This window comes from Pseudoalteromonas ostreae (assembly GCF_018069805.1).
Taxonomy (GTDB): domain Bacteria; phylum Pseudomonadota; class Gammaproteobacteria; order Enterobacterales; family Alteromonadaceae; genus Pseudoalteromonas; species Pseudoalteromonas ostreae.
Window position 1 is genome coordinate 135,666 of sequence record NZ_JAGPYN010000001.1, and the last position, 12,374, is coordinate 148,039.

Sequence of the window (12,374 nt, forward strand, 5' to 3'; positions counted from 1 at the left end):
TCACCGCCTGTCTAGTATTTTTTAACCTAGTTTACTTATTTTTTGCTTCTATCCACTGAGCCATATATTGGGTGCTGCGCATGGTATGATGTTTAAGCATTTGACCAGTAAAGTTGGCTTCACGGTGTTGGGTTAAATTCGCTGACGTTGCCGTGATTTTATTGATTAAGTCAACGGATAATACGTCTTTGTCATAACAGGTTGTAAGTAACTCAGCTGCGGCTTTTTGAGCTTGATAAAATGCATCTTCATCTTGATAAAGTGCTAGCGCTGCGTCAGCAAATTGTTGCGGCTCACTGACTACCACGCCAGGCCATGCTAAATCACCATGCATACCTTCACTACCAATAGGCGTAGTTACACTGGGTGTTTGCATGATCATCGCCTCTAACAACTTGCCTTTAATACCGGCGCCAAAGCGTAGTGGTGATAAACACACACGGGCATCTTCCATTACTTGATAGGCATCAGCAGCCCAACCTTTGATTAAAAAGCCAGTTTTTGGATTATTTAAAGCCGTTGCTTTTGGTGGTGGGTAAGAGCCATAAATATGTAGCTCAGCCAGTGGTAGTTGCTTGCGAATGAGCGGCCAAATTTGTTGTAAATATAATACAGCATCCCAGTTCGGCGCGTGACGAAAATTGCCAATAGTCATAAAGTGTTGACGCTCATCAAATGACTTTGTTTGAGTGGGCAAAGCGCTTAAGTCGACCATAAAGGGTAAATGATGTAATAAACGGTTATCTACTTTAAATACATCTGCTAATAACTGCATTTCAAAGCTGGAAATAATTAAGCTTATATCGCAGCGTAAAATGGCGGCGATTTCTCGTTTGGCGATGTCAGAGTGTAAATCACTATGGTTAAATGCTCGGTTGCCTTTATGCGCTTCATGGCGAGCATTACGCAGGCACTGTAAGTCTTCAGTGTCGAGAATTTTTAATGCACTAGGACAGTGTTTATCTACTCGCCAGCCAAATTGTTCTTCCATCATAAAGCGGTCAAACATGACGATATCGGGGGCATAGCTACTAACATATTCATCAAAACTTGCACAATTAAGGGCGATTGTTGCGCTACTGATACCGTAGTCATCAAGGTTAACCATATGCTCGGTTTTTTGCGCTGGGCTGGCAAATTCAACCTGCCAATTTTGTGCTTTAAATACGTTTAACAGTGACATCATATGCGTGCCCGCAGCAGATGAATTTGGCTCAGGCCATACATAGCCAATTACTAATACTTTTTTCATTGACTTGAATCTCTTATCTGTAAATGAACATCAACTAAGGTACGTACCGCAGGCACGGTTTGATTGAGTAACTCTTGTAATACTTGGCATGTGCGCTTGCCGATATCATCGGCATTTATAGTGACACTACTCAGTGATGGCGACATTAAACATGAATCGGCTAAATCATCAAAGCCCACCACTTTTATATCTTTACCCGGCACTAAGCCTTGTTCGCGTATCGCTTCAATAACACCATAGGCGATGACATCGTTAAAACAGATAATGGCTTTAGTGTTGAGGTGCTGTGCGTATAGGGCATTAAATGCATCGCGGCCGCCTTGGCGATTAGTGGCGGCGGTAATGATTGGTTTATCCAAAGGCAAATTAAATTGTTGTAGAGCGCTGTGAAAACCACTTAAACGTTCATGGTGATCGGAAATATCCTCAGTACCGCCGATAAATGCAATTTCTGCAATTCCTTGTTGTAAAATATGGCTAGTGGCTAGATGAGTGCCTTTTTTATTATCCGGCAATATTGTCGGGGCGGCACAAAAAGCCACTTCGCGCATAATGTGAATGACCGGGAAACCACTATTGATAAGTTCATCAACCCACTGCTGGGTTGTGCCAGGAGCTGGGCACATGATAAATGCGGCAACATTATATTCTTTGAGTGTTTTAACAACTTGTGTTTGGCGCTCTACACTTTCGGCGGTGTTCACTAACATCGGCAGCATGCCAAGGGTATGAATATGGTTTTCAAGTCCTAACGCTATTTGCGCAGAGTAAGGGTTAGTTAAATCATTAATAACTAACGCCACTAAGTTAGAGCGGCGACTTCTCAGTGCTGCCGCATCTCTATTATATACATAGCCAAGCTTATCAATGGCATGCAATACTTTTGCTTTGCTTTTATCACTGACTTTGTCACTTTGGGTAAGCACTAAAGACACTGTTGACTTTGAAACCTCGGCTTCTCTGGCAACGTCAAAAATAGTGATTTTATCGGTTTTTGTTTTCATTTTAATCTATGCGTCAGCAATTGCTTGAACTAAGCCGCCAGTTTAACGCAGTTTGAGCTAATAAGTCATCTATCGGCGTTATTGAAGGTAGAATCGCAAAAACTTTATGAATGTTGCAAAACATGTTTATATACAGGAATTAATAAAAATACCAAGGATACACTATGAAAAGCATGCTGCTTTTATTCGCCCTCTTATTGAGTGTTGGCTTTAGTCATTTTAGCTATGGCGCGCAGGGATATCAAACCCCATCAAGTGATTTAGCCGCGCTGGTTGATGCTAAATTAGCACCGAGTAGCTACCTATCGGCTGATGGTCAATGGTTAGCGCTGTTTGAGCGTAAACGTATTGAAACATTAGATGATTTAGCAAAAGAAGAATTGAAATTAGCGGGTATAAAGTTAAACCCAGCAAACTTTTCACGCTCACGTCCTCGTACTAAATTTAGTGCGTTACAAGTTAAACATATTGCGACTGGCGCTGTGATCACCGTTAATAATTTACCTCAAGGGGTGATCCGCTCACCTAAATGGTCAAGTAATAGCGAATATTTAGCGTTTATTGTTGAGCAACCAACTCAGACGCAATTGTGGGTGTATAACGCCGAAACTAAACAAGCACGTCAGTTGTCAACTTTGGCTCTTAATTCAGTACTAACAGCTACCCCTTATCAATGGTTACCAGATAGCACGGCAATTGTTGCTAACCAAGCGGTTAACCTCGGCAAGCCGAAATTAGTTAGTGATGCAAATAGCGTTGTGCCGGTTATTCAACAAAGTAGCGGTCAAAAAGCGCCAGCACGGACTTACCAAAATTTATTAACCAGCCCGTTTGATGAGTTGCAGTTTAAGTTTTACGGCCAAGGTCAATTAACTTATATTCCCCTGAGCGGTGTTGCGTTATCGATTGGCAAACCAGCATTATTTAAATCATTTTCGATCTCGCCTGATTCAACCAATATTTTAGTAGCCACTATCGACGAACCATTTTCGTATCAAGTACCCTATAGCCGCTTTGCGACAACGTGGCAGGTGCTTGGCATGCGTGGTTATACGTTAGCGCAATTGTTTAAACAGCCACTGGCCGACAACATTCCACAAGGTTATGACAGTGTGCGAACGGGTCGTCGTGATTTTCAGTGGCGTGATGATCAAGGTGCTGAGATCATTTGGGCGCAGGCGCAAGATGGCGGCGATATGAAAACCGATGTGCCGTATCATGATCATCTATATAGTTTACGCTCACCTTTTAAACGTGAACCAAAACTATTTGCTAAACTAGAACGACGTTTTTCACGTATTGAGTGGGCGAATGAAAACGTTGCGTTTTTAACCGAGTGGCGTTTTAGTGATCGGCAGTTACGTACCTATGTGATCCAACCACGCGATGCGGATAATAACCGCGTATTGTTTTCACAGCGCAGCTATAACGATGCTTATAAAGATCCGGGCGACGCTATTTATGAGCGAAATGATCTCGGTGTAAACGTTATTAAAGTGGTTGGTGGACGTTATATATTTTTGCGCGGTGATGGTGCGTCAGAGCAAGGGAATGTGCCATTTTTAGATCAGTACGACATTAAGACCAATACAACCAAGCGTTTATGGCAATCAAAAGCGCCATATTACGAGCGAGTTCGCGCCATGCTTGATGATGAAGGTGAGCGACTAATTACTATTCGTGAATCTAAGACCGAACAACCTAACTTCTTTATTCGCGATTTAGATGCCGACACTCTGACTCAGCTCACTACCTTTGAGCATCCATACCCTGCGTTTAAAGGGGTGACTAAAGAACTTGTGCGTTACCAACGTGATGACGGTGTTGAACTCTCTGGTACGCTATATTTACCTCCAGGTTACGATAAAACGCAAGGTCCATTACCTGTATTAATGTGGGCATACCCACTAGAATATAAAGATAAAGCAGTTGCATCGCAAGTACGTGAATCGCCGTATGAATTTACCTACATAGGTTATTGGGGGCCAATGCCTTACCTTGCAAAAGGCATTGCTGTATTTGATGATCCGAAGATGCCAATCGTCGGTGTTGATGGTAAAGAGCCAAATGATTTATTTAGAAAGCAGTTAGTTGCAAGTGCCAAAGCTGCGGTAGATGTGCTGGTCGAAAAAGGCATTGCAGATAAAGATAAAATCGCCATTGCAGGCCACTCATATGGCGCCTTTATGGTAGCAAACTTATTAGCCCACAGTGATTTATTCAAAACTGGTATTGCCCGCAGTGGTGCCTATAATAGGACCTTGACACCGTTTGGGTTTCAAGGAGAAGAACGTGATTTTTGGCAAGCACAGGATGTATACGCCAATATGTCACCGTTTTTTCATGCTGAAAAAATTAACGAGCCGATGTTAATGATCCACGGCCAAGAAGACCCGAATTCAGGCACCTTCCCGATGCAAAGCGAGCGTATGTACGCTGCGCTCAAAGGTTTAGGTAAAGAAGCGCGTTTAGTGATGCTACCTTACGAAGCTCACGGCTACCGTGCTCGCAAGAGTTTACTGCATGTGCTTTGGGAGCAAGAGCAATGGCTCGAAAAGTACTTGTTAACTGACGAAGCTCCTGTAAGCGATGCTCAAGCAAATACTGAACCTTCTGTAACAGAATAAATTGAAAGTGCGGTTTATGCCGCGCTTGTTAATTTAATTACATGGGGAAGAAGACCCACCCTTAATCTCACGGCTACGTGCTCACAAGAGTTTACTGCATGTGCTTTGGGAGCAAGAGCAATGGCTGGATAAATACTTGTTAAGTTACGAAGATCCTGTAAGCGATGCTCAAGTAAATACTGAGCCTTCTTTAACAGAATAAATTCAAAGCGCGGTTTATGCCGCGCTTGTTGATTTAATTATATGGGGATGAAGACCCACCCTTAATCTCACGGCACCTTCCCGATGCAAAGCGAGCGTATGTACGCTGCGCTCAAAGGTTTAGGTAAAGAAGCGCGTTTAGTGATGTTACCTTACGAAGCTCACGGCTACCGTGCTCGCAAGAGTTTACTGCATGTGCTTTGGGAGCAAGAGCAGTGGCTGGATAAATACTTGTTAACTGACGAAGCTCCTGTAAGCGATGCTCAAGCAAATACTGAACCTTCTTTAACAGAATAAATTCAAAGCGCGGTTTATGCCGCGCTTGTTAATTTAATTATATGGGGAAGAAGACCCACCCTTAATCTCACGGCACCTTCCCGATGCAAAGCGAGCGTATGTACGCTGCGCTCAAAGGCTTAGGGAAAGAAGCGCGTTTAGTGATGTTACCTTACGAAGCTCACGGCTACCGTGCTCGCAAGAGTTTACTGCATGTGCTTTGGGAGCAAGAGCAATGGCTGGATAAGTACTTGTTAAGTGACGAAGCTCCTGCACGCGATGCTCAAGAAAATACTGAACCTTCTGTAACAGAATAAATTCAAAGTGCGGTTTATGCCAAAAAGTGTCCCTCACAATTTTAAGCATTTTATAAATTTTTTCTATTGCGCAGAGTTACAACCTGATGCAACTGCCGCTAATATTGTGAGCAATGAAGTGGTTTGAAAAGACCGTGAAGCAAATAACTAAGCGTGTTTAACTATTCCAGCAGGTACAGAAACTCCTGATCACAGCTTTATTAATTTATTTAAACGATAAAAGCCCGACATTATTATAATGCCGAGCTTTGGACTTTATTAAGGTTTCCATGAAACGTTATATGTAAAGTGACAACTCTTTACTTTTCGGTTGTCTTTGTTTTCTCCTTACGTATTTTTCGCTTTTCTTTTAACGTCATTTTTGCTGGTTTTTTAGCTTTTTCTTTACTCATTATAAATAACTCCAATTAAATATATAAAAATTAATCAATAAAAATTGAAATAATTTACTCTATATAATTCTCCTTACTATTAATTGCTAATATTTGCCAAGAGTGAAAACATCCATATTCTTTACACTCAAAAATGTGACCTATTTTATGTCCTAAAAGATCAGTACCTATAGGAGAGTGTAATGACACAACATTATTACATAGCCCCTTTTCTGCAGCAGGAACTAAGCTTATACGGCGTTTATAGCCCGTATCAGTATGCTGGATGACTACGGTACAGCCAATTTGTACATGTGGGCTAAACTTTGACCAAGGTCGTTGTGAATACTCTATTTTTTGCAACACATGCGCGAGTTTCAGCGGATGTAAAAATGCTGAACTTTGGCTTAAATAGTTTTTATACTTATAAAAAGCAGGGGTTTTGTACCCGAACAGAAAAGCAAACACGGACTAAATCTCCACGAAAACTGAACCGAACTTAAATTTAAAATAATACAGTGAGACTGCCGAGTGTAAGAGTTACACTCGGCTTAAATGTCGAAGGTGAGATTTGTTTTTTGTGGATGAGATATTAATATAAACATGATGTTCCTCTTATTTAAAGTAATCATACCTCATAAAAATATTATATCAATGGTGTTTTATAATTTAAAAATAAAGATATTAATTTAAATTTACTAGTGTGCGTTAATTCCATGTTTTTTTGTGCGTAGCGTGCGTTTTGATACTAAATAATATGCCACAGGAACAAAGTAAAATGACAACACAGTGGTTAATACAGTACCACCTGCGATAGCGACGGCAAACGGAGGCCAAAAACCTCCGCCGGCGAGTATGAGTGGTAAAAAGCCACCAACGGTGGTGATAGTCGTGGAGCTGATATGGCGTGAGCAAGTCATCACAGCGGCAACGATTTTGTTTTTATCAGTGAGGGCTTGCAGTGAATTTAACTCTGATAAAATGACAATGGCGGCATTTATGGCCAGTCCCATTAAGCCCAATAAACCAATGATCACAGTAAAACCAAACGGGTAGCCAGCAATAAATACACTGAGCAAGCCCAGCATTGCAGCTTGCAGGGCGTTTATTAAGATTAGCCCTGTGGTGGTAAATGAATTAAATGACATCACCAGTACGGTGATCAATAACACGACAATAATCCCCACTTGGCCAAGCAATTTACCAACCGCTTCGTTGCGTTTTTGCGACTCACCACCGAGCTCTAATCTGTAGCCATGGGGTAATACAAAGCCTGATTGTGCAATGGTGGCGGTCACTTCATTCAGTACGGTTTGCGGTAATACGCCAGTTGCTAAATAAGCTTCGATAATATTAACACGTTCACCGTCACGGCGAGCGATAGAGCCACGAGAAGGGCTCAGTGTTGCACTGGCAAATGATTCAACCACTAGCGGTTGTGCAGTATCTATTTGGTTTGAACTAGCTGGCGTATTTAACTGCGTACTAAATAGCGAGCTAATATCATCTCGGCGCTTATCTGCAACTCTAACGCGTACGGGAACGGTTTCGGTATTATCAATAATACTGCCGACCACGACACCATTGAACTGGTTTTGTAGTTGTGTTGCCATATTACTTAGGCTTAATCCTGCATGAGTCAGCGCTGCTTCATCGGTGTTTAACCATAGTTTAGGCGAGCCCGACAATAAGGTTGGACGGGTGTGGGTTATATCGTTATGAGCAATGAGCTGCGTGCGTAATTGTTGGCCCAGTTCAGAGAGAGTATCTAGGCTTGGGCCATAAATACGCATTTCGATTGGTGCATTGAATGGTGGACCTTGCTCAAGCTTTCTGACTAAAGTTTGTGCGTTTGGAAATGCTTTATCAAGTTGTATTTGCAAGCTTTTTATTAACTCGTTGGCACGTTCAAAGTCGGTTACTTTTACCATCGCTTGCGCATAGTTATTGGCGCCGCGATTACGCTGGAGCATATTATAGTAAAAGCTTGGGAAATTAGTTCCGATCATCCAATCGAGCTTTTCAATGCCTTCAGATTGCCGAATTAGTTGATCCATTTTCTCTATGGCTTGTCGAGTTGATGTAATACTCACATGAGGGGCAAAATGCACTTCAATTTGAAACATATCGCGATCTGAGGGCGGGAAAAACTGCTCGGTGAGTTGTCCTGCCCCAAAAAAACCGGCAACAGGGAGTATAAAGACCAGTAGTAAAGTGAGTATTGGTTTTTCTAGGCTACGTTTTAACGTTGCTTCAAAGCGTTTACTGAGTTTAGGTGTGCGTATACCTTGATAAAAGATACCAGTACGCTGTTCGTTATTGATAAATTGCCCTGCAAATACCACCACTAAAGAGTGTGAAATCAGGTATGAACCAATTAAGGCAAAAATAACACTTAAGGCAATACCGCCAATAAACTCTCCTGCAGCACCTGGCATCAACACAATCGGTGCAAACGCTAAAATAGTTGTTAGAGTTGAGCCAAGCAGTGGAAGCCAAAAATGTGCCACGGCTTTTTCTACTGCGGCTAAAGCTGTTAGGCCTTGTTGGCGAAAGCGCTGAACAGCATCGGTGATGACAATGGCGTTATCAACCATAATGCCCAGGGCCACGACTAAACCGGTAACCGACATTTGATGAATAGGTAAGCCATAGAGCTGCATACTTACTAACGTAAACAATACGGTTAAAGGTAACGCGGTGCCGACAACTAGAGCAGCTTTAAAACCTAAAGTGATAAATAGTACCACTAGTATAAGCACAAACCCCACGGTAATATTGCTGAGTAAATCGGCTAAACGAGTTTGGGTATAACCGCGTTGATCAAAAATATCTTGGAGTAAAATTTGGCTTGGTAAGTCTTGGCTAAAGTTATCGATGGCGACATCAACACGCTTAGAAAAAGTATCGATACGCAAGTTTGGTAACATGCGGATCGCAATATAAATACCGGGTTTTCCATCAATTAATGCAATTTCGTTCACGGGTGTTTTTACTGAGCGAGTAATTTGGGCTACATCAGAGAGTTGATATTGCCCTGCATTTTGATTACTACTTAGTGGAATTGCGCCAATGCGAGCAATCGAGTCAAACGCACCGGTCACTTCAATTTGCATTTGCGATTTGTCATTTGTAAGGGTACCAGCGGCTACTTTTGCATCTGCACCTTGAATAGCTGCATGAATATGCGCTAAAGGAATACCGGCTAAACTGGCTTTTTGTTGATCAACCGCAACTAAAATTTCCTCATCAACTTGGCCAAAAAAATGCACCAACTCCACACCCGAAACATTACGCAATTGATTTTGCAGCTCTTTTGCATAGCGATTAACCGTTGCTAATGTGGTTATATCGTTATTGGCGTTAAGCGATAAGATACGAGTATAAGCATAGCCACGCTCGTCATCCAGTAGCGGTGATGAAGCATTTACTGGCAACTGGTTGTTGACATCACCTAATAAATCACGCATTCGCGACCAAATGGGTTTAACGTTCGTGACTTCGTCTTTTAGCTCAATGGTGATCACTGAGAGCCCAGGACGAGAAATCGACGATAAATGCTTTACTTCAGCTTGGGATTTTAGTTTTTGTTCGATTTTTTCACTTATTTGCACCTCAACTCGTTCAGCACTGGCGCCAGGTAAAGCAGTGGTTACGATAGCGATACGATTAGTTATTCGAGGATCTTCACTGCGCGCTAAGCCACTGATCGCAGCTAAACCACTAACGATAAGTAACGCCACTAAAAGCGCTTGGACACGCCCGTGATTAAATAAATAGCGGATCATCACAGCACCTTGGTTGGTTGATTGGCAACAACATTAACCGAAATGTTGGCCGACAGCTTATGCATGCCATTGGCAACAATTTGCGCACCATTGTGTAATGGGGCGCCAATAAACGCATAGCCATCATGGGCATAATAAAGCTGCACAATGATAGGTTTTAGTACCTTGTTTTTTATTTGATAAACCTGCCAAGTACCGCGCACACCATCGGCAAGGGCATCAAGAGGCACCCAAAAACCGCTTTGTTGCTGATATTGTTGCACTGTTAATTTTGCTAATTGGCCAGCATAAACAACTGCGCTAGTTGGCAAAGCAAAGCGCATTGTTAAGGTTTGTGTATGTGGGTCGATACTCGCTCCTTTACTGATAGATTGTGCAGTAAAGTTTTGTCCGGCAATCTCAATGTCCATGCTATTTTGGATGGTGCTTTGCAGTGTCAGTGGGATCCCCATGCTTACTTGCGCATGTTGGTTTTCGATTAAACGCACAATCGGTGTACTGGCTGCAACAATTTCACCTTGTGAGGCAAAGCGCTGGCCTAAAATACCGTTGAATGACGCGGTTAAATGTGCCTTTTCAGTGCGGATACTGACTTCATTCAAGTTTGCTGCTATTGCGGCTAGTTCTGCGTTAAGTACAGCGATATTGGTTTTAACTTGGTCAAGTGCCGAGGTGGCCGAGTAGTTCTTTTTATCAAGTTCTGCTAAACGCCTTTTTTCAAGTTTAGCGAAGGTAAGTTGTGCTTGAATTCGTTGTTTTTGCGCCTGGAGTTTTTGTTCTTCGATAACTAAAAGCTGCGTATTTTGGCGTGCAATAATATCGCCTTGTTTTACTTGCTCGCCTTGATCAAAATAAATTTGTGCAATTTTTCCTGGAAATTCAAAACTCAACTTTGCATCGTTTTGTATGACCACTTTGCCACTAAGCGTACGTGTTTGATAATAGCCCGCCTCTTGTTGTACTGTGTAGGCAGCTACATGAACCAGACTTTCGCTATAACATATAAATGGTGTGAATAAAATGAATGCACTAAGCAGATATTTTTTCATTATAATATCCTTATTTATCGCCATGTTAAATCAGCGTGGTTAGTCAGGTGCATTAAACACAGTTATGCTTTGTGCTAGACGCAGAATGATTTAGAATTGGAGTCAAGAGTCTAATTTTGTATAAATATAAATCAATCAAACTAGACTGTCTAGTTTGATTTGAGGTGAAAATGGAAATAACTACCCTAAGTCGGTCAGAACAAAAACGACAACAAATTATTACAGCTGCAACGACCTTGTTCATGGATAAAGGCTTTCCTAATACCAGCATGGATCAAATTGCTAAATTAGCCCAAGTATCTAAACAAACGGTTTATAGTCATTTCAAAGACAAAAATAATCTATTTGTTGAAACTGTAACAGCGCATTGTTCCTCCTCAAACTTACGTAAAGAGCGTTTTGAGCCAGCGCAAAGCCTAGAGGAAAACTTACTACGTGTTGTGACTAATTTTATTACACTGGTATTTTCACCCGAGGCATTGAAAGTATACGACACGTGCGTAGCGCACAAAGATGAATACCCTGAGTTGGCCTTATTGTTTTATGACGCCGCCCCTAAAGTAGTGATGCAGCAGGTAGAGGTCTGCTTATGTAGTATTGCACAGGCGGGCTTGCTTGATATCGACAACCCTAAGTTTGCGACGTTACAGTTACTGGGCATGGCCACAGGTGATTGGAAATTACGCCATGCACTTGGGCACGCAAAAATTAATGATGTACCGCCAGCAGCATATATTGAAGATTGCGTAAGGCGGTTTATTAAAATGTATCGCTAAGGCTTTTGAGTAACCACTTACTGCAATATAAATTCATCGATAGGTTGTTTAGTTAATTTACCTATTTGCTTAAAAATGAAAATAATTGCTCCGCCTAATAGTACCATAGTCGGCGCCACAATGACTGGGTAGCTTAACCACGTCATACGTCCTAACTCTTCGGCATAAGCTGTGGTGCCGGGCATACTAACAACAATACTTTTCGCTAAAAAGTAGTTGAGTGTTGCAGATAAAAAGAACGCACTGGCAACAATAAAACCGGCAAGACGCATTTTTGCATCAAATACCGCGGTGTTGTTTTGTTGCTCTAACGAATGCATAAGTTTATCAATATCAAGCAATTCAGGGTTAATTAGTAATTTACGGATCAGCGGATAAGGGGTGTACTGGCTGATCAATACAATCACACCAATAATTGCTGGTACCATCGCTTCTTTAATCGCGATATAAGCTGGGTCAAGTTCAAATAAACTGATACCGCCAGTAAGTAGTACGCTGATAATGCCAAGTACTGAGAAAAAGTTTACTTTGCCTGATTGTTTAAGTTCCCACAAACCAAATAACAGCGGAAAAGCAAGTGCTACCACTACTGCCCATACCGGGCCTAACGTATCAGGTGTACTAAAGCGGCTTAAAATCACCGCAGGTAAAATAATATTAAAAATTATATTACTAAAAAAATTACTCTTCTTTTTTGCCGCTGTCATTATGCA

Annotated in this window: 8 protein-coding genes and 2 pseudogenes; 4 read left to right on the forward strand and 6 right to left on the reverse strand. The window is 41.8% G+C overall.

Going from position 1 to position 12,374, the window contains the following annotated elements; all coding sequences use genetic code 11:
• Window positions 1-31 precede the first annotated feature (31 nt).
• On the reverse strand, window positions 32-1,252 hold the full coding sequence (locus J7338_RS00540) for a glycosyltransferase (RefSeq protein ID WP_210794592.1): 1,221 nt from the start codon (window positions 1,250-1,252) through the stop codon (window positions 32-34).
• Complete coding sequence (locus tag J7338_RS00545; RefSeq protein WP_210794594.1) at window positions 1,249-2,256, reverse strand: LacI family DNA-binding transcriptional regulator; 1,008 nt, start codon at window positions 2,254-2,256, stop codon at window positions 1,249-1,251. The genes J7338_RS00540 and J7338_RS00545 overlap by 4 nt, the downstream gene beginning before the upstream one ends.
• A gap of 164 nt (window positions 2,257-2,420) precedes the next feature.
• Between J7338_RS00545 and J7338_RS00550 the strand changes: the two genes are divergently transcribed.
• The 3 genes and pseudogenes from J7338_RS00550 to J7338_RS00560 form a co-directional block, all read left to right on the forward strand.
• Window positions 2,421-4,883 (forward strand): S9 family peptidase, encoded by a 2,463-nt coding sequence (locus J7338_RS00550; RefSeq protein ID WP_210794597.1) that lies wholly within the window; start codon window positions 2,421-2,423, stop codon window positions 4,881-4,883.
• A gap of 273 nt (window positions 4,884-5,156) precedes the next feature.
• Window positions 5,157-5,381, forward strand: a pseudogene (locus tag J7338_RS00555) (alpha/beta hydrolase family protein); the annotation flags it as partial.
• Window positions 5,382-5,452: 71 nt separating this feature from the next.
• Window positions 5,453-5,677 (forward strand): annotated as a pseudogene (locus J7338_RS00560) (alpha/beta hydrolase family protein); the annotation flags it as partial.
• Window positions 5,678-6,123: 446 nt separating this feature from the next.
• Here the strand turns inward: J7338_RS00560 and J7338_RS00565 are convergent.
• The 3 genes from J7338_RS00565 to J7338_RS00575 form a co-directional block, all read right to left on the reverse strand.
• A complete protein-coding gene (locus J7338_RS00565; protein ID WP_210794603.1) occupies window positions 6,124-6,516 on the reverse strand; it encodes a GreA/GreB family elongation factor in 393 nt (130 codons plus the stop codon).
• 230 nt (window positions 6,517-6,746) lie between these two features.
• Window positions 6,747-9,836: an efflux RND transporter permease subunit gene (locus J7338_RS00570; RefSeq protein ID WP_210794605.1), complete on the reverse strand. Its 3,090-nt coding sequence runs from the start codon at window positions 9,834-9,836 to the stop codon at window positions 6,747-6,749.
• Entirely contained in the window at window positions 9,836-10,885 is a 1,050-nt protein-coding gene (locus tag J7338_RS00575) for an efflux RND transporter periplasmic adaptor subunit (RefSeq protein ID WP_210794607.1), read from the reverse strand. The genes J7338_RS00570 and J7338_RS00575 overlap by 1 nt, the downstream gene beginning before the upstream one ends.
• A 170-nt stretch (window positions 10,886-11,055) precedes the next feature.
• Here J7338_RS00575 and J7338_RS00580 point away from each other — a divergent pair, with 170 nt between their 5' ends.
• The gene (locus J7338_RS00580) at window positions 11,056-11,661 is read left to right on the forward strand and encodes a TetR/AcrR family transcriptional regulator (protein ID WP_145234238.1); all 606 of its coding nucleotides are present in this window, start codon (window positions 11,056-11,058) and stop codon (window positions 11,659-11,661) included.
• Between the two features lie 17 nt (window positions 11,662-11,678).
• On the opposite strand, the gene J7338_RS00585 is transcribed toward J7338_RS00580, so the two are convergent.
• The gene (locus J7338_RS00585; protein ID WP_149980025.1) at window positions 11,679-12,368 is read right to left on the reverse strand and encodes a VC0807 family protein; all 690 of its coding nucleotides are present in this window, start codon (window positions 12,366-12,368) and stop codon (window positions 11,679-11,681) included.
• Window positions 12,369-12,374 lie beyond the last annotated feature (6 nt).

What these genes read in the sequence shown, in the direction of transcription:
- J7338_RS00540 (WP_210794592.1), bottom strand. Translation starts at nt 1,252, where the DNA reads ATGAAAAAAGTATTAGTAATTGGCTATGTATGGCCTGAGCCAAATTCA.
- J7338_RS00545 (WP_210794594.1), bottom strand. Translation starts at nt 2,256, where the DNA reads ATGAAAACAAAAACCGATAAAATCACTATTTTTGACGTTGCCAGAGAA.
- J7338_RS00550 (WP_210794597.1), top strand. Translation starts at nt 2,421, where the DNA reads ATGAAAAGCATGCTGCTTTTATTCGCCCTCTTATTGAGTGTTGGCTTT.
- J7338_RS00570 (WP_210794605.1), bottom strand. Translation starts at nt 9,836, where the DNA reads ATGATCCGCTATTTATTTAATCACGGGCGTGTCCAAGCGCTTTTAGTG.
- J7338_RS00575 (WP_210794607.1), bottom strand. Translation starts at nt 10,885, where the DNA reads ATGAAAAAATATCTGCTTAGTGCATTCATTTTATTCACACCATTTATA.
- J7338_RS00580 (WP_145234238.1), top strand. Translation starts at nt 11,056, where the DNA reads ATGGAAATAACTACCCTAAGTCGGTCAGAACAAAAACGACAACAAATT.
- J7338_RS00585 (WP_149980025.1), bottom strand. Translation starts at nt 12,368, where the DNA reads ATGACAGCGGCAAAAAAGAAGAGTAATTTTTTTAGTAATATAATTTTT.